The organism is Pseudomonas sp. S32 (assembly GCF_016648095.1).
In the GTDB taxonomy this organism is placed as follows: domain Bacteria; phylum Pseudomonadota; class Gammaproteobacteria; order Pseudomonadales; family Pseudomonadaceae; genus Aquipseudomonas; species Aquipseudomonas parafulva.
Genome location: NZ_JACVVF010000006.1, coordinates 20,225 through 44,421 on the forward strand (window position 1 = coordinate 20,225; position 24,197 = coordinate 44,421).

At 62.2% G+C, this 24,197-nt stretch carries 20 protein-coding genes; 11 read left to right on the top strand and 9 right to left on the bottom strand.

Annotated elements, in window-relative coordinates; translation table 11 throughout:
- Nucleotides 1–65: 65 nt before the first annotated feature.
- The 6 genes from IAE38_RS04930 to IAE38_RS04955 all read right to left on the bottom strand — a co-directional run bounded on the left by IAE38_RS04930 (nt 66) and on the right by IAE38_RS04955 (nt 7,644).
- Nucleotides 66–893: an ABC transporter permease gene (locus IAE38_RS04930; RefSeq protein ID WP_028633527.1), complete on the bottom strand. Its 828-nt coding sequence runs from the start codon at nt 891–893 to the stop codon at nt 66–68.
- An 11-nt stretch (nt 894–904) separates the two neighbouring features.
- Entirely contained in the window at nt 905–2,152 is a 1,248-nt protein-coding gene (locus tag IAE38_RS04935) for an ABC transporter permease (protein WP_201216306.1), read from the bottom strand.
- Nucleotides 2,153–2,213: 61 nt separating this feature from the next.
- The gene (locus IAE38_RS04940) at nt 2,214–3,248 is read right to left on the bottom strand and encodes an ABC transporter substrate-binding protein (RefSeq protein WP_201162062.1); all 1,035 of its coding nucleotides are present in this window, start codon (nt 3,246–3,248) and stop codon (nt 2,214–2,216) included.
- 40 nt (nt 3,249–3,288) lie between these two features.
- Nucleotides 3,289–4,413, bottom strand: coding sequence for an ABC transporter ATP-binding protein (locus tag IAE38_RS04945; RefSeq protein ID WP_201162064.1), 1,125 nt, complete (start codon nt 4,411–4,413; stop codon nt 3,289–3,291).
- Nucleotides 4,414–4,616: 203 nt separating this feature from the next.
- Nucleotides 4,617–5,246, bottom strand: coding sequence for a response regulator (locus IAE38_RS04950; RefSeq protein WP_028633531.1), 630 nt, complete (start codon nt 5,244–5,246; stop codon nt 4,617–4,619).
- A 10-nt stretch (nt 5,247–5,256) separates the two neighbouring features.
- Nucleotides 5,257–7,644: a PAS domain-containing sensor histidine kinase gene (locus IAE38_RS04955; RefSeq protein WP_201216308.1), complete on the bottom strand. Its 2,388-nt coding sequence runs from the start codon at nt 7,642–7,644 to the stop codon at nt 5,257–5,259.
- Between the two features lie 94 nt (nt 7,645–7,738).
- Here IAE38_RS04955 and IAE38_RS04960 point away from each other — a divergent pair, with 94 nt between their 5' ends.
- On the top strand, nt 7,739–8,737 hold the full coding sequence (locus IAE38_RS04960) for an alpha/beta hydrolase family protein (protein WP_201216311.1): 999 nt from the start codon (nt 7,739–7,741) through the stop codon (nt 8,735–8,737).
- A 4-nt stretch (nt 8,738–8,741) separates the two neighbouring features.
- On the opposite strand, the gene IAE38_RS04965 is transcribed toward IAE38_RS04960, so the two are convergent.
- Genes IAE38_RS04965 through IAE38_RS04975 form a run of 3 tightly spaced genes read right to left on the bottom strand, consistent with a single transcriptional unit; the run spans nt 8,742 to nt 11,198 of the window.
- Nucleotides 8,742–9,509, bottom strand: a complete 768-nt coding sequence (locus IAE38_RS04965) for a TerB family tellurite resistance protein (protein ID WP_201162069.1) — start codon at nt 9,507–9,509, stop codon at nt 8,742–8,744.
- A 1-nt stretch (nt 9,510) separates the two neighbouring features.
- Nucleotides 9,511–10,182 (bottom strand): N-acetylmuramate alpha-1-phosphate uridylyltransferase MurU, encoded by a 672-nt coding sequence (gene murU / locus IAE38_RS04970; RefSeq protein WP_201216313.1) that lies wholly within the window; start codon nt 10,180–10,182, stop codon nt 9,511–9,513.
- Nucleotides 10,179–11,198 (bottom strand): aminoglycoside phosphotransferase family protein, encoded by a 1,020-nt coding sequence (locus IAE38_RS04975; RefSeq protein WP_201216315.1) that lies wholly within the window; start codon nt 11,196–11,198, stop codon nt 10,179–10,181. Before IAE38_RS04975 ends, murU begins: the two co-directional genes overlap by 4 nt.
- A gap of 130 nt (nt 11,199–11,328) precedes the next feature.
- Here IAE38_RS04975 and IAE38_RS04980 point away from each other — a divergent pair, with 130 nt between their 5' ends.
- From IAE38_RS04980 to IAE38_RS05025, 10 genes are all read left to right on the top strand, one after another.
- Nucleotides 11,329–14,148 carry an LPS-assembly protein LptD gene (locus IAE38_RS04980; RefSeq protein ID WP_201216317.1) on the top strand — a complete coding sequence of 940 codons (2,820 nt, stop codon included), beginning with the start codon at nt 11,329–11,331 and terminating at the stop codon, nt 14,146–14,148.
- Entirely contained in the window at nt 14,129–15,448 is a 1,320-nt protein-coding gene (gene surA / locus IAE38_RS04985; protein WP_201162076.1) for a peptidylprolyl isomerase SurA, read from the top strand. Before IAE38_RS04980 ends, surA begins: the two co-directional genes overlap by 20 nt.
- Nucleotides 15,445–16,434, top strand: coding sequence for a 4-hydroxythreonine-4-phosphate dehydrogenase PdxA (pdxA, locus tag IAE38_RS04990; protein ID WP_201162078.1), 990 nt, complete (start codon nt 15,445–15,447; stop codon nt 16,432–16,434). The genes surA and pdxA overlap by 4 nt, the downstream gene beginning before the upstream one ends.
- Entirely contained in the window at nt 16,431–17,231 is an 801-nt protein-coding gene (gene rsmA, locus IAE38_RS04995) for a 16S rRNA (adenine(1518)-N(6)/adenine(1519)-N(6))-dimethyltransferase RsmA (protein ID WP_028633540.1), read from the top strand. The genes pdxA and rsmA overlap by 4 nt, the downstream gene beginning before the upstream one ends.
- Before the next feature lie 123 nt (nt 17,232–17,354).
- Nucleotides 17,355–17,735, top strand: coding sequence for a Co2+/Mg2+ efflux protein ApaG (gene apaG / locus IAE38_RS05000; RefSeq protein ID WP_028633541.1), 381 nt, complete (start codon nt 17,355–17,357; stop codon nt 17,733–17,735).
- Nucleotides 17,735–18,601 carry a symmetrical bis(5'-nucleosyl)-tetraphosphatase gene (locus IAE38_RS05005; protein ID WP_201216320.1) on the top strand — a complete coding sequence of 289 codons (867 nt, stop codon included), beginning with the start codon at nt 17,735–17,737 and terminating at the stop codon, nt 18,599–18,601. Before apaG ends, IAE38_RS05005 begins: the two co-directional genes overlap by 1 nt.
- 14 nt (nt 18,602–18,615) lie before the next feature.
- On the top strand, nt 18,616–18,945 hold the full coding sequence (glpE, locus tag IAE38_RS05010) for a thiosulfate sulfurtransferase GlpE (protein WP_201216322.1): 330 nt from the start codon (nt 18,616–18,618) through the stop codon (nt 18,943–18,945).
- A 284-nt stretch (nt 18,946–19,229) separates the two neighbouring features.
- The gene (locus IAE38_RS05015; protein ID WP_028633544.1) at nt 19,230–21,152 is read left to right on the top strand and encodes a PrkA family serine protein kinase; all 1,923 of its coding nucleotides are present in this window, start codon (nt 19,230–19,232) and stop codon (nt 21,150–21,152) included.
- A gap of 163 nt (nt 21,153–21,315) precedes the next feature.
- The gene (locus tag IAE38_RS05020) at nt 21,316–22,587 is read left to right on the top strand and encodes a YeaH/YhbH family protein (RefSeq protein WP_060482870.1); all 1,272 of its coding nucleotides are present in this window, start codon (nt 21,316–21,318) and stop codon (nt 22,585–22,587) included.
- Entirely contained in the window at nt 22,584–24,152 is a 1,569-nt protein-coding gene (locus IAE38_RS05025; RefSeq protein WP_201162083.1) for a SpoVR family protein, read from the top strand. The genes IAE38_RS05020 and IAE38_RS05025 overlap by 4 nt, the downstream gene beginning before the upstream one ends.
- Nucleotides 24,153–24,197 lie beyond the last annotated feature (45 nt).

The following is a 24,197-nucleotide window of genomic DNA, read 5'->3' on the forward strand; positions in this document are numbered from 1 at the left end:
CAAGCGAATGAGGGCTGACTGGTATCAATCGCGATGCGCCGCAGGTGGCGCACCGCGAGCAGCGGTCAGGCAGGCTGCTGGGTCCTCAGTTTTTCGCTGCGCCCACGCAGCCACTCCAGGGTCAGCAGCAGTACCACCGAGAACGCGATCAGCAAGGTGGCCGCCGCCGCGATGGTGGGGCTGAGGTTCTCGCGTATGCCGCTGAACATCTGCCGTGGCAGAGTCGCCTGCTCAGGCCCGGCCAGGAACAGCGTCACCACCACCTCGTCGAACGAGGTAGCAAAGGCAAACAGCGCCCCCGAAATCACGCCTGGGGCGATCAGCGGCAAGGTCACCCGACGGAATGCCAGCAGTGGCGATGCCCCCAGGCTGGCCGCCGCCCGCACCAGGTTGTGGTTGAACCCTTGCAGGGTTGCCGACACGGTGATGATGACGAACGGTACACCCAATACGGCGTGTACCAGAATCAGCGAGGTGAAGCTGTTACCCAGGCCCAGCGGGGCGAAAAACAGGTAACTGGCCACACCGATGATCACCACCGGCACCACCATGGGCGATATCACCAGGGCCATCACCAGCGACTTGCCTGGGAAATCGCCCCGGGTGAGGCCGATGGCCGCCAGCGTACCGAACACCATGGCCAGCGCCGTGGCTGCCGGGGCAACGATGATGCTGTTCTTCAGCGCACGCATCCACTCGGCAGAGCCGAAGAAATCCTGGTACCACTGCAGCGAGAAGCCCTGCAACGGGTACACCAGGAAACTGCCGCTGTTGAATGACAGCGGCACGATGACCAGCACAGGCAGAATCAGGAACAACAGGATCAGGCCGCAGAGAATGCGCAGGCTGTAGAACCAGACCCGCTCAACGGGTGACATGTATGGGCTCAGCATGACGAGGCTCCTCAGCTCAGGCGCAGGCGGCTGGCGCCAACCAGCCAGCTATAGATCAGGTACAACAGCACGGTCGCCAGCAACAGCAGCCCGCCAAGGGCGGTGGCCATGCCCCAGTTGATACTGGTGTTGGTGTAGAAGGCCACGAAATAGCTGACCATCTGGTCGTTCGGGCTGCCGAGCAGCGCCGGGGTGATGTAGTAGCCGATGGCAAGGATGAACACCAGCAGGCACCCGGCCCCTACACCTGCGTAGGTCTGCGGGAAGTACACCCGCCAGAAACTGGCGAACGGGTGGCAGCCCAGCGAAATGGCGGCACGCATGTAGCTGGGCGAAATGCCTTTCATCACGCTGTACAGCGGCAGAATCATGAACGGCAACAGAATGTGCACCATCGAGATGTACACACCCGTACGGTTGAAAACCAGCTCCAACGGTTGATCAATGATGCCCATGGCCATCAGCGCACTGTTGATCAGCCCGCCCGACTGCAGCAGCACGATCCACGCCGCCACACGCACCAGAATCGACGTCCAGAACGGCAGCAGTACCAGGATCATCAGCAGGTTGCTCTGCCGGGTCGGCAGGTTGGCCAGCAGGTACGCCAGGGGGTAGGCCAGCACCAGGCAGATGGCAGTGATCACCACCCCCATCCACAGTGTGCGGGTGAAGATATCCAGGTAGATGGCCTGGTCGGGGGTGGCCTTGGCCAGTTCGCCAAGGTCGTCGATACGGTGGTCGAGCGAAGCCAGCAGGTAGAACGAGGTCACCGTGCTGGTGTTACGGCGTATCGCCTGCCAGTAGGCGGGGTCGCCCCAGCGCTCGTCCAGGGTTTGCAGTGCATCCTTGTACGACGCAGGCTCGCTTTTAAACGACAGCGCGCGTGCGGTCTTGGCCAGCAGGCTGCGATAGCCTGCCAGCTCCATGTTCAGGCGCTTGGAAAGGTCGCCCAGGGTCTGGTTCTTGCGCGACTCGGCCAGGTCCTGGCTCAGTGCCTTGTAGACGTCCTCGCCGGGCAGGCTCTTGCCGTCCCACTGGCCGATGATCTCGACTGTGCGCGGCAGGCCGCTGACTACTTCCGGGTTGCCGACGCTCTTGAACAGCAGCGCGCCGATAGGCACCAGGAACACCAGCAGAAGAAACAGCGCCAGCGGCGCGATCAACGCCTGCGCCTTCCAGCGGTTGACCCGCTCGGCGCGCTTGAGGCGCTGCTTGAGATTTGAACCTGCGCCTTCTTTGAGGGGCACTGCGATGGCCATGGCAAACTCCGCGATACGAACTGAAAATGGGGCCGCACCGCGGCCCCCTTACGCTGGGCGTTTACTTCTTCGCCGCCCAGGCGTTGAAGCGTTGCTCCAGCTGCTCGCTGTTGTCGGCCCAGAAGGCCACGTCGATCTGCACCTGGTTGGCAATGTTCTCAGGCGTGGTCGGCATGTCTTTCTTCACATCTTCGGACAGCAACTCCACAGCCTTGGAATTCGCCGGCCCGTAGGCGATGTTCTCGGAGTAGGTCTTCTGCTGCGGCGGCTGCACGCTGAAGGCGATGAACTTCTTGGCCTGCTCGATATCCTTGGCGCCCTTCGGAATGGCCCAGGCATCAAAGTCGTAGATACCGCCGTTCCACACCACCTTGAGGTTGCTTTCTTTTTGCACGGCGGCAATGCGCCCGTTGTAGGCCGAGCTCATGACCACGTCACCCGAGGCCAGGTACTGCGGTGGCTGGGCACCGGCTTCCCACCACTGGATGCTGGGCTTGAGCTCGTCGAGTTTCTTGAAGGCGCGGTCCACCCCTTCCTTGGTGCCCAGCACCTGGTAGACGTCCTTGGGTGCCACGCCGTCGGCCATCAGGGCGAATTCCAGGGTGTACTTGGCCCCTTTGCGCAGGCCGCGCTTGCCGGGGAATTTCTTGGTGTCCCAGAAATCGGCCCAGCTGGTGGGGGCCGTCTTGAGCTTGTCGGCGTTGTAAGCCAGCACCGTGGACCAAACGAAGAAGCCCACGCCACAAGGCTGAATGGCGCCGGGCACATAATCGCCTTCGTTGCCGAATAGCGCAGGGTCGAGTTCTTCGAACATGCCCTCGTCACAGCCACGGGCGAGCTCCGGCGACTCCACTTCCACCAGGTTCCAGGACACGCTCTTGGTGTCGACCATCGCCTTGACCTTGGCCATTTCACCGTTGTACTCACCGGCGACGATCTTGCCATTACCGGCCTTTTCCCACGGCTCGTAGAACGCCTTCACCTGGGCCGCCTTGTTGGCGCCTCCGAACGACACCACGGTCAGGTCTGCAGCCATGCTCTGGCCAGCGGCGAACAGCCCCAGGGCCAGGGCGGTCAGTTTCAACTGCTTGCGCATTGTTATTCTCTCCACAGTACAGGGTTGGTGCAGCAAACCTTCATTGGGCTTCGGTAACCGGGTCGAGCGCACGGGCGTGCTCCACCTCCCAGCCCAGCGGTACCACATCGCCCACGGCCAGGGCCGGGTCGAGTTCGGCAATGGGCTGCTTCACGAAGAAATCGGCCTTGCCGCAAACCTCCAGGCGCACCCGCACGTGGTCGCCCAGGTAAATGAATTCGGCCACCCGGCCAGAGAAGCGGTTGACGCAGGCTTCGCTGTGGCCGTTGAGGCGCACGCGTTCCGGGCGGATCGACAAGGTAACCGGCTCGCCCGGGCTTCCTACGTTCACCGCCAGCGCCTCAACCCGCTCACCGCGCGCCAGCTGCACCTGGCAACGGTTGCCATCGTGGCTCAGCAGGGTGCCGTTGATGCGGTTGTTCTCGCCGATGAAGTTGGCGACGAAGGTGTTGCAGGGCGCCTCGTACAGGGTGCGAGGGTCGGCGATCTGCTGGATCTGGCCCTGGTGGAACACCGCCACGCGGTCCGACATGGTCAGCGCCTCGCCCTGGTCGTGGGTCACGTACACCACAGTGACGCCAAGGCGCTGGTGGATATGCTTGATTTCCATCTGCATGTGCTCACGCAGTTGCTTGTCCAGCGCCCCCAGCGGCTCATCCATCAGCACCAGTTGCGGCTCGAACACCAGGGCCCGGGCCAGCGCCACACGCTGCTGTTGCCCACCGGACAACTGGCCGGGGTAGCGCTTGGCGAAGGCCTCCAGCTGCACCATGTTGAGCACGCGCTTGACCCGTTCGCTGATGTCGGTCTTGCTCAGGTTGCGCACCGTCAGCGGGAAGGCCAGGTTCTCGGCCACGGTCATGTGCGGGAACAGCGCGTAGTTCTGGAACACCATGCCGATGTCGCGCTTGTGCGGCGGCACGTTGTTGATGGAGCGCCCGGCCAGCTGAATCTCACCTGCGGTAGGGGTTTCGAAGCCGGCGAGCATCATCAGGCTGGTGGTCTTGCCTGAGCCAGAGGGGCCAAGCAGGGTCAGAAACTCGCCCTTGCGGATGTCCAGGTTGAGGTCTTTGACGATCAGCGATTCGCCGTCGTAGCTCTTCTGCACACCACGGAAGCTGACCAGCGTTTCGCCGGTTGCAGCGTTCGACTTCGCCTCGCTCATGCCTGCACCTTCTTGTTGGATGACTGCGTAGGCAAAAGCGTAGAAGAGAGGCAAGCGCTGGGAAATCGGGCGCGCTGAGAGAATGCCATCATCCGGATGGAAGATTGTGTGTAGGGATTGCCCTACAAGGATGACGCGATTGGGACACCGGCCAGCACTGCCATCCACCCCTTGTGGGGGCGGGCGCAACCTGTGTGTCGCAATCAGACCAGCTTGTGCTCCATGGCGTACTTCACCAACTCCGCCAGGGAGTTCACTTTCAGCTTCTGCATCAGCCGCGCCTTGTGGGTGCTGATGGTTTTGCTCGACAGCGCCAGTTGCTGGGCAATGTCGTTGACGTTAGCGCCCTGGGCCAGGCGCTCGAACACTGAAAACTCCCGCTCCGACAACAGCGTATGCAGCGGCCGAGACTCGGTCAGGCCGACCTCGAACACCATGCGGTCCGCCAGCGCCGGGTCGATGTAGCGCCCACCCCCGGCCACCCGGCGGATCGCCGCCAGCAACAGCGCCGGGTCGCTGTCCTTGGTGGCATAGCCTGCCGCCCCGGCTTTCAATGCACGCGCCGCCATCTGCGCCTCGTCATGCATCGACAGCATCAGGATTGCCGGTGGGTCCTGCAGTGCGCGGATGCGCGGGATGGCTTCCAGCCCATTGACGCCCGGCATGGAGATATCCAGCAACACCACTTCGCAGGGCGTATGCCTGAGGGTATCGAGCAACTGCTCGCCATTGCCGGCTTCGCCCGCCACCTGCATGTCCTTGGCCAGGCCGATCAACTGCTTGATGCCTTCGCGGACAATGGTGTGGTCTTCGGCCACCAGTACTCGAATCACGGTCGTTCTCCTATTCCAACGCAATGGCCACGCTCAGGCTGGTGCCCTCGCCCGGTTCACTGTGCAGCACCATGCTGCCACCCAGCATGAGCACCCGCTCGCGCATGCCTACCAGGCCAAACGAGGTGGGCCGTGGCTGGTCGCGACAAAAACCCTGCCCGTCATCGCTCACGGTCATGCGCAATTGCCCCGCTTCACGCACCAGTTCTATTTCCACGCTGTGGGCGTTGGCGTGGCGCATCACATTGGTCAGCGCTTCCTGAAGAATACGGAACAGGCCCGTTGCTTTGGCATCGCTCAATGCTGGCAGATTATCGGGCACCTGCACCAGGCACGGGATCTGCGTGCGCGCCTCGAAGCGCCGCGCCTGCCACTCGATGGCCGACGCGATGCCTGCATCCAGAATCGGTGGGCGCAGGGCCGTGGCCACATCGCGTACCAGCTGGAACAGCTGGCTGATCAGCCGTTTCATAGTGGCCAGGCGCTCATTGAGGGCAGGGTCGAGTTCGGCAAACGCCAGCTCGCACATCGACACCTCCAGCTTCAACACCGTCAGCATCTGCCCCAGCTCGTCATGCACCTCCCGGGCGATGCGGGCTTTTTCTTCCTCACGCACGCTCTCCAGGTGCGCGGACAGTTCACGCAACTGCTCCTGGGAGCGTGCCAGGGCCAGTTCGGCCCGCTTACCCTGGGTGATATCCCACACCACCCCGTCCCACACCACCTGGCCATTGGCCAGGCGACGGGTACTGGCCTTGATGTCGGCCCAGCGCTGCTCGCCCTGGCGCGTCAGGATGCGGCCCTGCCATTGCCAGTCCTGCTCGCTGGCCAGGGCCAGGTTCTGCACGTGGTGGTAGTCGGCCCGGTCGTCGGGGTGTACCAAGGTGCGCAGCCCCATCTGCGGGTGCTGGATCTCGCTGGGGGTGTAGCCCACCAGCGCCTCGCTGCCCTCGCTGATGTACGGAAACTCCAGCCCGCCAACGGCCGGGTCGCGCTCCAGGCGGAACACCAGGCCCGGGACGTTACCGGCAATCCCCTTGAGCCTCGCCTCGCTCTCGCGCAGCGCGGCCATGGCCCGGTGGCGCTCGGTGACATCGGCAAGGTAGACCACCAGGTACTCGGCATCGCGAAAACGCAGAAAGCTCAGCGACAGCTCCACCGGGAGCAGGCTGTGATCGGCGCGCCGACACTGGGTTTCGAACTGCCCGATGCCCGCCTCGCCCGAGCGCGCGCGCTTCCACAGCTCCAGCCAGCGGTCCATGTTCAGGCCAGGCTCGAAATCGCCCAGTGGCCGGTCCAGCAGCGCCCCTTGCGCATACCCCAGCATGCGCTCGGCAGCAGGGTTGGCGTAGCGCACATGGCTGTCCCAGTTCACCCAGAGGGTGCCAACCGTGCTCTGATCGATCGCGAACTGGCTCAGCCGCGCAGCTTCATCGCGTGCATGCCGCTCCTGCAGACGTTCCCGGGTAGTCAGCAGGCTACGCTCAAGTTCGCGCTGCTGCCGGCGCTGCCACATCAGGGTGGCCAGGGCACCCAGCAGCAACATGCCCAGCAGCAAGGCCAGGTTCTGCCAGAACCCGGGCGACTCGCTCAGGCGGGGGTACCGGGGCTGCAGCCAGCGCTGGTGCAACTGCTCGAGCTGCTTGGCAGGCAACGCCTGCAAGCCACGTTCGAGCACATCGGCCAGCAGCGGCCAGTCCTGCCTCGAACCGATGCGCAGCAACTGCGGCAGGCCGATATCCCCCACCACTGCCAGCTCACCAAACTCACTTTCACGTGACAACCGGCTCAGCTGTGCTTCATCCATCACGGCAAAGCTGGCCTGCCCGCTCACCAACAGTTGCAGAGCCTCTCGCTCATCAGGCACCCCTTGCAGGTTCAGGTTCCCGTAGTTGCCCCGCAGGTAGGTCGCCAACTGGCTGGGCATGCGCACCACCACCCGCTGCGCGGCATCGAGTTTTTCAAGCTCGACCGCCATGGCGCCATTGCGCGGCCCAACGATCAGTTGTGGCACGCGCATGTACGGGTCACTGAACAGCCACAGGCGCAGGCTGGCCGGGGTTTGCGTAAGGCCCGGGGCAAAGTCGATCTCGCCCGCCTGCAAGGCGTGCTCCAGGCTGGCCTGGTCCGGGAAGTTTCGCCAGGTAAGGTCCAGGCGCAGGGCCTGGGCAAGGCTACTCACCAATTCCACGTTGGCCCCGTACAGTTGCTGCAGGCGCCGGTCGAACTGGGCGTATGGCGCCTGCAGCACCAGGCCCACCCGCAAGCTGCGATGGCTGTCCAGCCACTGCTGCTGGGCAGGCTCCAGCGCAACGGTGGGCACGGGCTCTGGCCTGGCCAGCGCAATCAGGGGGAGCCACAGGCAGCCAATCACCAACAGGCGACGCATTCGGTTCATCTACAGGCTCTTCCAGGCGAGGCGGCCATCGCGCATGGCCGTCCCGGCCAAATACCATTACGCTGCAGAAATCATTCAGGCCTTGGGTTGATACATGTCCACACTCTATCGCACGACGCTGGCAATGTGCTGCCTTGCCTCGATTCTTCCACTGGCTGCGCTGGCAGCGGATGCCGAAAAACCTGCCGCCGCCACCGAGGCAACCGGCACTGAAGCGGTTCGCCCGCCCTTGCTGGAGCGTAGCCAGGAGGATGCCCAGGCCCTGGAGCGCCTGGTGCCCAAGGCAGAACAGGAAACCTTGCAGGCCGGCACCGACAGCTTCCTGGCCCTGTGGAAACCCGCCAACGACGCCGACCCGAAAGGGGCAGTGATCATTGTGCCCGGGGCAGGCGAAACCGCAGATTGGCCCCGAGCGGTCGGGCCACTGCGGCAGAAATTCCCGGATGTGGGCTGGCACAGCTTGAGCGTCAGCCTGCCGGACCTGTTGATAGACAGCCCCCAAGCCCGGGTCGAGGACAAACCAGCCGAGGTGCCCGCCAGCCAGAACGGCCAGCGTGCCCCCGTCAAGGATGAGCCGGCCGACGCCAATGCCAACGTCGCCCAGGCCACCGCAGCCGACCCGGACACTGCACAAGGTACCGATGCCGAAGTAGCCGACCAGCAGGCCGACCCCGCCGATGCCGAGCGCATCTTTGCCCGCCTGGACGCGGCCGTTGCCTTCGCCCAACAGCACAACGCCCGCAGCATCGTGCTGATCGGCCATGGCAGCGGCGCCTACTGGGCCGCCCGCTACCTCAGCGAGCGGCAGCCCCCGCAGGTACAAAAGCTGGTGATGGTGGCCGCGCAGACCCCGGCACGGGTCGAGCATGACCTGGAGAGCCTGGCGCCAACGCTGAAAGTACCAACGGCTGACATCTACTATGCCACCCGCAGCGCCGACCGTGCCGCAGCCGCGCAGCGCCTGCAAGCCAGCAAGCGGCAAAAGGACAGCCAGTATCGCCAGCTGTCGCTGATCGCCATGCCAGGCAACCAGACTGCGGAGCAGGAGCAGTTGTTCCGCCGGGTGCGGGGCTGGATGAGCCCGCAAGGGTGACGCTTCAAATACCGCGCCGCTTGCGGATCATCGCATAGGCCTGGTGCAACTCGCGGGTGCGCTCGGTGGCTTCGCGCAGCTGCGCCTCGCTGGCCCCCGTGCCAGCCAGCTTGTCCGGGTGGTGGCGGCTTACCAGGCGGCGATAGGCCTGCTTGATCGCGGCGCCGTCGGTATCGGCCTCTACCGCCAGCAAGCGCATCGCTGCCGCATAGGTCATGCCCACGCCCGCCATGCCAGCGGTTTTGCGCGGCTCGTACTCTTGCGACATTGCCTGCACCTGCCGGCGGCTCATGCCCAGCTTGTGCCCCCAGTCCAGCAGCAGTTCACGCTCCTTGTTGCCCATCCTGCCGTCAGCCCAGACCATGCGCCAGCTGGCGCGCATGGTACCTTCCGCCGCATGCGGCTGCTGGCGGATGCGACGCAAGTAGGCGCCCAGCCGATCCTTGCCGGCCTTGCCGCGGTTGAACGCCTCGATTGCCCGCAGGCGCGCAGGCTCGTCCAGGTTCAGGCGCACCATCTCCTGCCGGGCCTGCTGGATATGCTGCTCGGCGACACGGCCGTCACACTTGGCCAGGCGCCCCAGCAAGACAAACAGCAGTTCCTCGTCACGCAGCGCAGGCCGCCCGCCGAGGCGTTCACGCACATCTTCCCACCCTTGCAGGCGCATATGGCGGTCCATCACCTGGCCGAGCAAGGCCCCCAGCAGGGCACCAGGAATGCTGGCGATGGCAAAGCCGGCACCGGCGCCAATCAACGTACCAGGCCACCACATGTCAGGCGTGCTCGCCAAGCAGGCGCTCGGCCTCGGCCAGGCGCTCCAGGGTGCCCACGTCCACCCATCGGCCAGCATGGCGCTCACCGCTGACCTTGCCGGCAGCCATGGCCTGGCGCAGCAGTGGCGCGAGCTTGAATGCGCCAGGCTGGCAACCGTCGAACAGTGATGGGTGCAGCAGGGAAATGCCGCTGAAGGTCAGGGTGCCTGGGGCGTTATCCCCGTCGAGGACCTGGCCGTCGACCAGGCGAAAATCGCCGTGGCCGTGATGGCTGGGGTTGTCCACCAGCACCAGATGGGCCAGGCCCTGCAGCGGGCACTGCAACCGGGAAAAATCGTAATCGGTCCAGATATCACCGTTTACCAGCACGAAGGGTTCATCGCCCAGCAAAGGCAACGCCTTGAAAATACCGCCACCTGTCTCAAGGGGCTCGCCCTCGGCGGAATAGCGGATACGCAGGCCAAAGCGGCTGCCATCACCCAGGTGGCGTTCGATCTGCTGGCCGAGCCAGGCATGGTTGATCACCACATCGGTAATGCCCGCAGCGGCCAGCGCCTGCAGGTGGTATTCGATCAATGGCCGCCCGGCAAGCGGCACCAGCGGCTTGGGCGTGTGCAGGGTCAAGGGGCGCATGCGCTCGCCCTTGCCTGCCGCCAGAATCATGGCTTTCATGCACGTGCCCCCGCCTGTAGCCCGGCGATCAACTCACCCAGCTCGGCCAGTTCGGGGCGGCGGGTGATCACCTCTTCTATATAGGCGAAAAAGCGCGGTACATCGCCCAGGTAACGTGGCTTGCCATCGCGGTGGCAGATGCGGGCAAAAATGCCGATCACTTTCAGATGGCGCTGCACGCCCATCAGGTCGCTGGCACGGTGGAAGGTGTCGAAATCGGCCTGTACCGGAATGCCGGCGGCCTTGGCCTTTTGCCAGTAGTCACGCAGCCAGCCCTTAACGCGGGCCTGCGGCCAGCTGACGAAGGCATCCTTGAACAGGCAAGTGATGTCGTAGGTGACAGGGCCATACACGGCATCCTGGAAGTCCAGCACCCCTGGGTTTGGCGTGCTTTGCATCAGGTTGCGCGGCATGTAGTCGCGGTGCACCAGCACCTTGGGCTGCGCCAGGGCGCTGTCGATCAGCAGTTGGCTGCAGCGCTGCCAGGCAGCGGCCTGCTGTTCATCGAAGGCCCGGCCAAGCTCGTGGCCCACATACCACTGGGGGAACAGCTCGACCTCACGGCGCAGCAAGGCTTCGTCGTAGCTGGGCAGTGCAGCCTCCATCGGCAGGCGCTGCACGGCCAGCAGTGCGTCGATGGCATCGGCGAACAAGGCGTCGGCATTGTCGGCATCGATGATGTCCAGGTAGGTCTGGCGGCCCATGTCGCCCAGCAGCAGGAAGCCTCGCTCCAGGTCCTGGGCGTGAATGAGTGGCACGTGCACCCCACCACTGGCGAGCAGGTGGTCGATGGCGACGAACGGTCGACAATCTTCCTGCGGGGGCGGGGCATCCATCACCACAAAACTGTGCCCTGCGCCTTCCCAGCGGAAGTAGCGGCGGAAGCTGGCATCACTGCTGGCTGGGGTCAGGCTGCCTGCTGGCACCTCGCCCCAGGCGTTGTTGCGGAAAAGATCCTCGAGCTGCTCGTGGAGCCACACCGTCAGTTGTTGCAGGCGTACATCGTGTTCAGGCATTACAAGGGTCTCCGACGGCCCTAGCCGTCAAGCGGGTCATGCTTTATTATCCAGCATCTTTTTCAGACCATCGAGAGGCGTGCGGCCCCACACGCGGGCAGATGGCACGCAGGAAGCCCGGACTAATAAGATGGCATTGAAATCCCCCGCGTTTCGTAGAAAGTTTCCGTTGCTGGTCACCGGCGGTCTGCTGGCCCTGCAACCTCTAGCCATGTCGCACGTCGTGGCAGCCGAACAATTCGACTGCCAAGTGTCCGCCTCCGGTGGTTGGGACTGCAAGCCCAAGGCTCAGGTCAACAACCTGCCGCCACGGCCGGTGCACGAGGGTGCTGCCGTCAGCGCCGGCACCGGCTCGGGTGGCGAAGCCGCCGGCGAGGCGCAAGCCGCCGACCGCCCGACGCTGGTTACCGAGGCCAAGGGCCGCGGCCTGAAGTCGCGCAGCGAAGACTACAGCCACCTGGACTGGGTCCCGCGTGACAAGCTCACTGCTGCTCAGCTGGCCGAAACCGGCCCGTATTGCGGTGGCGCCTATATCGAGCCAACCCGCCCAGGCATGGCCGACACCACGCCCAAGGACGAGTCGCCTACCTACATCAACGCCAAGGTGTCCAAGTACCAGCAGGAGCAGCAGATCGCTACCCTCGCCGGCAACGTGGTAATGCGCCAGGGCAGCATGCAGGCCGAGGCCGACGAGGCCAACCTGTACCAGACCGAAAACCGTGGCGAGCTCAAGGGCAACGTCAAGATCCGCGACAACGGTTCGCTGGTGGTGGGTGACCAGGCACAAATCCAGCTCGACACCGGCGAAGCCCAGGTCGACAACGCCGAATACGTGATGCACAAGTCGCACATTCGCGGCAGTGCCCTTTACGCCAAACGCGGTGAAAACGCGATCATCCGCCTCAAGGATGGTACGTACACCACCTGTGAACCGGGCAGCAACGCCTGGCAGCTCAAGGGCAACAACATCACCCTGAACCCGGCCACCGGTTTCGGTACCGCGACCAACGTCACCCTCCGGGTCAAGGATTTCCCGGTGTTCTACACACCGTATATCTACTTCCCGATCGACGACCGTCGCCAGTCCGGCTTCCTGCCGCCATCGTTCAGCACCAGCAGCGACACTGGCTTCATGCTGGTGACGCCGTACTACTTCAACCTGGCACCCAACTACGATGCCACGTTGTACCCGCGCTACATGACCAAGCGCGGCCTGCTGATGGAAGGCGAATTCCGCTACCTGACCCCTTCGAGCGAAGGCCAGTTCGGCGGCGCCTACCTCAACGACAAGAGCGACGAGCGCAAAGACCAGACTGATTACAAGGATCAGCGCTGGATGGTCAACTGGCAGCACAAGGGCGGCCTGGACGAGCGCCTGATGACCGAGGTGAACTACACCGACATCAGCGACCCGTTCTACTTCCAGGACCTGGAGTCCGACCAGATCGGTGTCGACAACAAGGACTTCCTCGATCAGCAAGGTGCGCTCACCTACCGCGGCGATAGCTACACCGCCCGCTTGAACGTGCACGCCTACGAGGCGGCCACCATTTCGCAGATCACGCCGTACGACCGCCTGCCGCAGATCACCTTTAATGGTGTGCTGCCTTATCAGCCGGGCGGGCTGAACATGGCGTATGAAACCGAAGCGGTGCGTTTCGAGCGTGACTTGAAGAAAGGCCCGGTGTTCGACAAGGATGGCAACCTCGACCTGACCGCAGGCGCCAACGGCCAGCGACTTGACGAAAATATTTCCGGGATCCAGCGCGCCAACGGTACACGACTGAACGTGGCACCATCGATCAGCTACCCGATGCAGGCCAGCTACGGCTACCTGACACCGAAGCTGAAGTATGCCTATACCCAGTACGATCTTGACCTGGATAGCCAAGGCAAAGATCAGGCTGCATCACTTGCTGCCAGCAATCCTGGTGCTTACGGCAGCTATAGCAGCTCCGTCAACCGCAGCGTACCGATCTTCAGCGTGGACAGCGGTCTGTATTTCGACCGCAACACCTCGCTATTCGGCACTAGCTACAAGCAGACCCTCGAACCGCGCCTGTATTACCTGAACGTTCCTTATAAGGATCAGAAAGACATACCGCTGTTCGATACCGGCGAAACGCTGTTCAGCTACGACTCGCTGTTCCGTGACAACCGTTTCAGCGGTACCGACCGCATCGGCGACGAGAACAAGCTCTCGCTGGGCGTGACCACCCGTTGGGTCGAAGACAACGGCTTCGAGCGCCAGAACTTCAGCATCGGCCAGGCCTACTACTTCAAGGACCGCAAGGTCCAGTTGCCGGGCCTCGACTATCGCGACCGTAAAGATTCACAGTCCGATGTGTCGCCGTATGCACTGGTATACAACTACTACTTCAACCGCGACTGGCGCTTCAATTCGGACTTCAACTGGGACCCGGACAGCCGCAGCACCCGCTCGGGCAGCGCAATGTTCCACTACCAGCCTGAAGATAACCCGAACAAAGTGGTCAACCTGGGTTATCGCTACCGTAACGACACCATCGCCTACGACTCGACCACCGGCACGTGGAAGGTGGGGGGCGGCGACTACGGCACCCCGGGTAGCCCGAACTACATCAAGGACTACTACAAGATCCAGCAGCATGACTTCTCGGTCATCTGGCCGATCGTCCCGCAGTGGAGCGTCATCGCTCGCTGGCAGCATGATTACAACCGCAACCGTACCCTGGAAGCCATGGGCGGTTTCGAATATGACAACTGCTGCTGGAAACTGCGCCTGATCAACCGCTACTGGCTCGACTTCGACGACTACAGCCAGGCATTGCCGCAGAACGAAAAAGGCGACCATGGTGTATTCCTCCAGATCGTCCTGAAAGGTCTGGGCGGCGTGGTTGGCAACAAGGTCGAATCTTTCCTCGACAAAGGCATTCAAGGTTATCGTGAACGTGAAGACCAAGCTTATTGATCGACTGCGCCCAGTGCTGCTGGGCGTCGCTTTGCTGAGTGGCGCAGTACATGCTGCGGTGCAGCCGCTTGATCGTGTGGTAGCCATCGTTGACAACGACGTGGTGATGCAAAGCCAGCTGGACCAGCGTGTCCGCGAGGTCCAGCAAACCATCGCCAAGCGCGGCGGCGGCGTGCCGCCCTCCGGCGCTCTGGAACAGCAGGTACTGGAACGCCTGATCGTCGAGAACCTGCAATTGCAGATCGGCGAGCGTTCCGGTATCCGCATCACTGACGAGGAACTCAACCAGGCCATCGGCACCATTGCCCAGCGCAATGGCATGTCGCTGGACCAGTTCCGTGCGGCCCTGGCCCACGACGGCCTGTCGTTTGACGACGCCCGTGAACAGGTCAAGCGCGAGATGATCATCAGCCGCGTGCGCCAGCGCCGTGTGGCCGAGCGCATTCAGGTTTCCGAGCAGGAGGTGAAAAACTTCCTGAATTCGGACCTGGGCAAGATGCAGATGTCCGAAGAGTACCGCCTGGCCAACATCCTCATCCCCACCCCGGAAGCGGCCAACTCCCAGGCCATCCAGGCAGCCGCCCGTCAGGTCGGCGATGTGTACCAGCAGCTCAAGCAGGGCGCGGACTTCGGCCAGATGGCCATTGCCCGCTCCGCCAGCGAGAACGCACTGGAAGGCGGCGAAATGGGCTGGCGCAATGCCGGGCAACTGCCACCGGACTTCGCCAAGATGCTGAGCAGCATGGCAGTGGGTGATATCACCCAGCCCATCCGCATCCCCAATGGCTTCATCATCCTCAAGCTCGAGGAAAAACGCGGTGGCAGCCAGAACGTGCTGCGTGATGAAGTGCACGTGCGTCACATTCTGATCAAGCCAAGTGAGGTGCGCAGCGAAGCGGCCACCGAACAACTGGCCGAGAAGATCTACGAACGCATCAACAACGGCGAAGACTTTGCCACCCTGGCCAAGAGCTTCTCGGAAGACCCGGGCTCGGCGCTCAACGGCGGCGACCTCAACTGGGTTGACCCGAACAGCCTGGTACCGGAGTTCCGCGAGCAGATGGCCAACGCCCAGCAAGGCGTAGTGACCAAACCGTTCAAGACCCAGTACGGCTGGCATGTCATGGAAGTGCTGGGCCGTCGTGCCACCGACAGCACCGAACAGGCACGCGAGCAGCAGGCCATGACCGTTTTGCGTAACCGCAAGTACGACGAAGAGCTGCAAACCTGGCTGCGCCAGATTCGCGACGAAGCCTACGTTGAAATCAAGCTGCCTGGCGCTGACCAGGCCGCCCAGTGAAGCCACTGCGCTTCGCCGTCACCCCCGGCGAGCCAGCGGGCATAGGCCCCGACCTGTGCCTGCTGCTCGCCGCAGACGCCCAGCCCCACCCCCTGATTGCCATCACCAGCCGTGACCTGCTCGCCGAGCGGGCCACCCAGCTGGGGCTGGCGGTCGACCTGCTGCCAGTAGGGCCACAGCAGTGGCCTGACCGGCCCGCGCCAGCGGGCAGTCTCTATGTGTGGGACACGCCACTGGCGGCCCCGGTAGTGGCGGGCCAACTGAACAACGCCAACGCCGCGTTCGTCCTGCAAACCCTCACCCGCGCCGGCCAGGGCTGCCTGGACCAACACTTTGCCGGCATGATCACCGCGCCGGTGCACAAGGGCGTCATCAACGAAAGTGGCATCGCCTTCTCTGGGCACACTGAGTTTCTGGCCGAACTGACCCACACCGAGCAGGTGGTGATGATGCTGGCCACCCATGGCCTGCGCGTTGCCCTGGTGACCACCCACCTGCCCCTGCGCGATATCGCCGACGCCATCACCGCCGAGCGTCTTGAGCGGGTTACACGCATCCTGCATGCAGACATGCGTAACAAGTTCGGCATCCCCCACCCTCGCATCCTGGTATGCGGCCTCAACCCCCATGCGGGTGAAGGTGGCCATCTGGGCCGCGAGGAAATCGACATTATCGAGCCAGCCCTGGCCCGCCTGCGCGCCGAAGGCATGGACCTGCGCGGGCCATTGCCAGCCGATACCCTGTTTACCCCCAAATATCTGGAGCACTGCGATGCGGTGCTGGCGATGTATCACGACCAGGGCCTGCCCGTACTCAAGTACAAGGGCTTTGGTGCGGCGGTCAACGTGACCCTGGGGCTGCCCATCATCCGTACCTCGGTTGACCACGGCACTGCCCTGGACCTCGCTGGCACCGGCAACATCGACACCGGCAGCCTGCGCGTTGCGCTGCAAACTGCCTACCAGATGGCCGAGAACCGACCATGAACGAGCAATACCAACACCGGGCGCGCAAGCGCTTCGGTCAGAACTTCCTGCACGACGCAGGCATTATCGACCGCATCCTGCGGGCTATCAACGCCAAGGCTGGCGAGCACCTGCTGGAAATCGGCCCGGGCCAGGGCGCCCTCACCGAGGGGCTGCTGGGCAGTGGCGCGCAACTGGACGTGGTTGAACTGGACAAGGACCTTGTGCCGATCCTGCAGCACAAGTTCGCAGATCGCGGCAACTTCCGCCTGCACCAGGGCGACGCCCTGAAGTTCGACTTCAACCAGCTGGGCGTCCCCCCACGCAGCCTGAAAGTGGTCGGCAACCTGCCCTACAACATCTCGACGCCCCTGATCTTCCATTTGCTCAGCCATGCCGGGCTGATCCGCGACATGCATTTCATGCTGCAAAAGGAAGTGGTCGAGCGCATGGCTGCAGGCCCCGGCGGTGGCGATTGGGGCCGCCTGTCGATCATGGTGCAGTACCACTGCCGGGTCGAACACCTGTTCAACGTTGGCCCAGGCGCCTTCAACCCGCCGCCCAAGGTGGACTCCGCCATTGTGCGTCTGGTACCCCACGAAGTGCTGCCACACCCGGCGAAGGATGCACGCCTGCTGGAGCAGGTGGTACGCGAAGCGTTCAACCAGCGCCGTAAAACCCTGCGCAACACCATGAAAGGCCTGCTCGACAGCCAGGCCATCGAAGCGGCTGGTGTGGACGGCAGCCTGCGGCCCGAGCAGCTTGACCTGGCAGCCTTCGTGCGCCTGGCTGACCAATTGGCAGACCAGCAAGCCTGACCTCAGCGCGACCGTTGGGCATCTGCTCAATCCGCATGCCGGGCGGCGCAGGGCCAGTGCTGGCCCTGCGCACCATCAATGGCCTAGACTGCATCATTGCGTCAGTTCGCCCAAGGCCCTTGCATGACCGACCCCCGCTATCAGATCGACGTCAGCGTCGTGACCCGTTATCTCAAAGAACAATCCGACCCGGATAACAGCCGTTTCGCCTTCGCCTACACCATTACGGTGCAGAACAACGGCTCACTCAAAGCCAAGCTGCTGTCACGCCACTGGCTGATCACCAATGGTGATGGTGAAGTGGAGGAAGTCCGCGGCGCCGGCGTGGTCGGGCAGCAACCCAACATCGACCCGGGCCAGAGCCATACCTACAGCAGCGGCGCGGTGATCACCACCCGCGTCGGCACCATGCAGGGCAGTTACCAGATGTTCGCCGAAGACGGCAAACGTTTCGATGCCACCATCGCGCCTTTCCGCTTGGCCGTACCCGGGGCATTGCACTGATGGCTACCTATGCCGTCGGCGATCTGCAAGGCTGCCTGCAACCGCTCAAATGCCTGTTGGACCGAGTGAAATTCAACCCGAGTGTGGACCGCCTGTGGCTGGTGGGCGACCTGGTGAACCGCGGCCCGGAATCACTCGAAACCTTGCGCTTTCTGTACGCCATGCGCGAGTCGCTGGTGTGCGTACTCGGCAACCATGACCTGCACCTGCTGGCCGCATGGCACAACGTCGAGCGCTTGAAAAAAAGCGACACGCTGCGTGAGGTCATCGAGGCGCCGGATGCCGATCAGCTGTTCGACTGGCTGCGCCAGCAAAAGCTGCTGCATTACGATGAAGCACGCGGCATCGCGCTGGTTCATGCGGGCATCCCCCCGCAGTGGACGCTGGGCAAAGCCCTTGAGTTGGCGGCAGAGGTGGAAGCAGTGCTGCGCGATGATAACCGCCTGCAGCTTTACCTGGACGGCATGTACGGCAACGAGCCGAACAAGTGGAGCAAGAACCTTGCGGGTGTCGAACGCCTGAGGGTGATCACCAACTGCCTCACACGCATGCGCTTCTGCACCGCCGAGGGCAAGCTGGACCTCAAGAGCAAGGAAGGCCTGGAAACAGCACCCAAGGGCTTCAAACCCTGGTATGCCCACAAGGGCCGGCGCTCGCGCCACGTGAAGATCATCTTTGGCCACTGGGCCGCCTTGCAGGGCCAGGTCGACGAACCTGGCGTCATTGCGCTGGACACCGGTTGCGTCTGGGGTGGCGCCATGACCCTGTACAACGTCGACAGTGGCGAATATCACCATTGCGACTGTGGCGAAGGCGGCACCCTGCGCTCAGCGGCGCACCCAACTACACTGAACGATCAGACATGAAGGAAGCAGTAATCATGAGCGAATTCAAACGCATCCCCCCCGAGCAGGCCCTGACGCTCAAGCAGGCAGGTGCGGTAGTGGTGGACATTCGCGACCCGCAGGCATTCGCCGCCGGCCATATCAGCGGTGCCCGGCACCTGGACAACCATTCGGTCCCGGATTTCATCCGCAGCGCCGACCTCGACGCCCCAACGTTGGTGGTGTGCTACCACGGCAACTCCAGCCAGAGCGCTGCGGCCTACCTGGTGAACCAGGGCTTTTCAGACGTGTACAGCATCGACGGCGGTTTTGAGCTGTGGCGTGCCACCTTCCCTGCAGAAACTGCCCAGGGCACCGCTGAATAATTTTTTCATAGTGACTGCAGCCCGCGCCCCGTGCGGGCTGGCGCCTAATCTGACGAACGGTCGTTCGCAACTTCTGCCTGCCCCGCCCTTGACCTTGCCGATAACCAACTATTCTTAAGCTCAGGCCATCCGGAAAAAGGGGAGAGCCGGTACACCGGCGTGCGGGTCATCGGTAGCGTTACAGGGTGTTCTGGGGGGTACACAGCAGCCGGGGAAATTCGGTTGCATGCCAGCATCAGCTGACTGATCCGGCGTCGTCTCTACGTATCGAGCGAGGTGACGTCATGAGTATTTTTAGCCACTTCCAACAACGCTTCGAGTCCACGCGCCAGGAAGAACTCTCGCTGCAGGAGTACCTCGAGCTGTGCAAAGAGGATCGCAGTGCCTACGCATCAGCGGCCGAACGCCTGTTGCTGGCAATCGGTGAACCCGAGCTGATCGACACCTCTGCCAACTCCAGGCTGTCGCGTATATTTTCCAACAAAGTCATTCGACGCTACCCGGCCTTTGCCGACTTCCATGGCATGGAAGAGTGCATCGACCAGATCGTCTCTTACTTCCGCCACGCCGCCCAGGGCCTGGAGGAGAAGAAACAGATCCTCTACCTGTTGGGCCCGGTTGGCGGCGGTAAATCGTCCCTGGCCGAAAAGCTCAAGCAGCTGATGGAGCGAGTACCGTTCTATGCCATCAAGGGGTCGCCTGTATTCGAATCCCCTCTGGGGCTGTTCAACGCCACCGAAGACGGGGCCATTCTCGAGGAAGAGTACGGCATCTCGCGGCGATACCTGAGCACCATCATGTCCCCCTGGGCCACCAAGCGCCTGCAGGAGTTTGGCGGCGACATCAGCAAGTTCAAGGTGGTCAAGCTGTACCCCTCTATCCTCAACCAGATCGCCATCGCCAAGACCGAACCGGGCGATGAGAACAACCAGGATATCTCTGCGCTGGTGGGTAAGGTGGATATCCGCAAGCTCGAGGAATTCCCGCAGAACGACGCCGATGCCTACAGCTACTCGGGCGCGCTGTGCCGGGCCAACCAGGGCCTGATGGAGTTTGTGGAAATGTTCAAGGCACCGATCAAGGTGCTGCACCCCCTGCTTACCGCTACCCAGGAAGGCAACTACAACAGTACCGAAGGCCTGGGGGCGATCCCCTACTCCGGCATTCTGCTGGCCCACTCCAACGAATCGGAGTGGCACACGTTCCGCAACAACAAGAACAACGAGGCCTTCATCGACCGTATCTACATCGTCAAGGTGCCGTATTGCCTGCGCGTCAGCGATGAGATCAGGATCTACGACAAGTTGCTGGTCAACAGCTCGCTGTCCAAGGCCCACTGCGCACCCGACACCTTGAAGATGCTCGCCCAGTTCACCGTACTTTCCCGCCTCAAGGAACCGGACAACTCGAACATCTACTCCAAGATGCGCGTGTACGACGGTGAAAACCTCAAGGACACCGACCCCAAGGCCAAGTCCATTCAGGAGTACCGCGATTCGGCCGGTGTCGACGAGGGCATGAACGGCCTGTCCACCCGGTTTGCCTTCAAGATCCTGTCCAAGGTCTTCAACTTTGACCCGCACGAAGTGGCCGCCAACCCGGTACACCTGTTGTATGTGCTGGAACAGCAGATCGAACAGGAACAGTTCCCCGCCGAAGTGCGTGAGCGCTACCTGCGTTACCTGAAGGAATACCTGGCCCCTCGCTATATCGAGTTCATTGGCAAGGAAATCCAGACGGCCTACCTGGAGTCGTACAGCGAATATGGGCAGAACATCTTCGACCGCTATGTGCTCTACGCCGACTTCTGGATCCAGGACCAGGAGTACCGCGACCCGGAAACCGGTGAAATCCTCAACCGTATCGCCCTTAACGAGGAACTGGAAAAAATCGAGAAACCTGCCGGCATCAGCAACCCGAAGGACTTCCGCAACGAGATCGTCAACTTCGTGCTGCGCGCCCGCGCCAATAACAACGGCAAGAACCCGAGCTGGCTCAGCTATGAAAAGCTGCGGGTGGTGATCGAGAAGAAAATGTTCTCCAACACCGAGGATCTGCTGCCCGTCATCAGCTTCAATGCCAAGGCCAGCAAGGAGGACCAACAGAAACACAACGATTTCGTCACGCGGATGGTGGAGCGTGGCTACACCGACAAGCAGGTCCGCCTGCTGTCGGAATGGTACCTGCGTGTAAGGAAATCGCAATAAAGCGCCAAGCTGAAAGCGGCAAGCTGCAAGCTGTTCCCCGTACGGTTCAGTACCGACGCAATAGCTTGCAGCGGCGCTGTCTGCTCTTTCTTGCAGCTTGAAGCTTGAGGCTTGTAGCTCGCGGGCTTGTAGCTCCGCGCTGCATCCAGTTACCGGAGGGACCATGAGCTACGTTATCGACCGACGCCTGAACGGCAAGAACAAGAGCACGGTCAACCGCCAGCGTTTCTTGCGGCGGTACCGCGATCACATCAAGAAAGCCGTCGAAGAGGCGGTTAGCCGCCGCTCGATCATGGACATGGAGCACGGCGAACAGATCAGCATTCCGGGGCGCGATATCGATGAACCGGTGCTGCACCACGGGCGTGGTGGCAAGCAGACCATCGTGCACCCTGGCAACAAGGAATTCACCGCCGGTGAACACATCGCCCGGCCTCAGGGCGGCGGCGGCGGGGGTGGCCGGGGCAAAGCCGGCAACTCAGGTGACGGCATGGACGACTTCGTCTTCCAGATCACCCAGGAAGAGTTTCTGGAATTCATGTTCGAAGACCTGGAGCTGCCGAACCTCGTCAAACGTCACATCACCGGGGCCGACACCTTCAAAACTGTGCGCGCAGGCGTGGCCAGTGAAGGCAACCCCTCACGCATCAACATCGTGCGCACACTGCGTTCGGCCCATGCCCGGCGCATTGCCCTGACCGGCAGCAGCCGTGCCCTGCTGCGCGAGGCGCAAAAGGAGCTCGAACGCCTGCGGGTGGAGGAGCCTGACAATTTCACTGATATCCAGGAGGTCGAGCAGGAAATCGTCCGCCTCAAGGCGCGCATCAACCGCCTGCCCTTCCTCGATACGTTCGACCTCAAGTACAACCTGCTGATCAAGCAGCCCAACCCCAGCTCCAAAGCCGTGATGTTCTGCCTGATGGATGTCTCCGGCTCCATGACTCAAGCCACCAAGGATATCGCCAAGCGCTTTTTCATTCTTTTGTACCTGTTCCTGAAACGTAACTACGACCGTATCGAGGTCGTGTTCATCCGCCACCACACCAGCGCACGCGAAGTGGATGAAGAAGAATTTTTCTACAGTCGCGAAACGGGCGGCACCATCGTCTCCAGCGCACTCAAGCTGATGCAGGAGATCATGGCCGAGCGCTACCCGGCCAGTGATTGGAACATCTACGCCGCCCAGGCGTCGGATGGCGACAACTGGAATGACGATTCACCTATCTGCCGGGATATCCTGACCAAGCAGATCATGCCCCATGTGCAGTACTACACGTATGTGGAGATCACCCCGCGTGAGCACCAGGCGCTATGGTACGAATACGAGCGCATCGGCGATGCATTCCCAGACACCTTTGCCCAGCAACAGTTGGTATCGGCCGGCGATATCTACCCGGTCTTCCGTGAACTCTTCCAGCGCAGGTTAGCCACATGACCGCCAGAGCACAGAGACGCCAGCCCATTTCCACCGGGTCAGAGTGGACATTCGAACTGATCCAGAACTACGACCGGGAAATCGGCCGCCTGGCCGAGCGCTACGCCCTGGATACGTACCCCAACCAGATCGAGGTCATTACTGCCGAGCAGATGATGGATGCCTATGCATCCGTCGGCATGCCTCTGGGCTATCACCACTGGTCGTACGGCAAACAGTTTCTCAGCACCGAAAAATCCTATACCCGTGGGCAGATGGGCCTGGCCTACGAGATCGTGATCAACTCCGACCCTTGCATCGCCTATCTGATGGAAGAGAACACCATGTGCATGCAGGCACTGGTCATTGCCCACGCCTGTTATGGCCATAACAGCTTTTTCAAGGGTAACTACCTGTTCCGCACCTGGACCGACGCCAGTTCGATCATCGACTACCTGGTTTTTGCCAAGCAGTACATTGCCCAATGCGAAGAGCGTCACGGCATCGACGCGGTAGAAGACCTGATCGACTCTTGCCATGCCCTGATGAACTACGGCGTGGACCGCTACAAGCGGCCCTACCCTATTTCCGCCGAAGAAGAGCGGCGCCGCCAAAAGGACCGCGAAGAACACCTTCAGCGGCAGATCAACGACCTGTGGCGCACCATCCCCAAGAGTGCCGAAAAGGGCAGCGACCGGGATGACGCTCGCTTCCCTGCCGAACCTCAGGAAAACATCCTCTATTTCATCGAAAAGAACGCGCCACTGCTGGAGCCCTGGCAGCGAGAAGTGGTGCGTATCGTGCGCAAGATCGCCCAGTACTTCTACCCGCAACGCCAGACGCAAGTCATGAACGAAGGGTGGGCTACATTCTGGCACTACACCCTCATGAACGACCTCTATGACGAAGGGTTGATCACTGAAGGGTTCATGATGGAATTTCTGCAGTCGCATACCAGTGTGGTGTTCCAGCCAGGCTTCGACAGCCCGTATTACAGTGGCATCAACCCCTACGCACTCGGGTTTGCCATGTACACCGACATCCGCAGGATATGCGAGCACCCCACTGAAGAAGATCGCCGCTGGTTCCCCGACATTGCCGGCAGTGACTGGCTCGCTACCATCAAGTTCGCCATGAGCAGCTTCAAGGACGAAAGCTTTATTCTTCAGTACCTGTCACCCAAGGTGATGCGCGACTTGAAGCTGTTCAGCATTCTCGATGATGACCAGCGCGACGACCTGCTGGTACCGGCCATTCATGACGAAGCGGGCTACCGTGTCATTCGCGAGCAACTTGCTGCCCAGTACAATTTGGGCAACCGTGAACCCAACGTGCAGATCTGGAGTGTGGACCGTCGTGGCGACCGCTCACTGACCCTGCGCCACCAGCAGCACAACCGCAAACCGCTGGGGGACTCCACCGAAGAAGTGCTCAAGCACCTGCATCGGTTGTGGGGCTTTGATATCCATCTCGAAACCGTACAGGGCGACAAAGTGATGAAAACCCACCACATGCCGCCGCGAGGCGACCACGCCGAAGGGGCTGATTACGGCCGCATGGACCTGGCGGTGGTCCACCACCTGTAACCCCACGCCATGGCTGCCGACGGGTTATCCTGTCGGCATTCATGG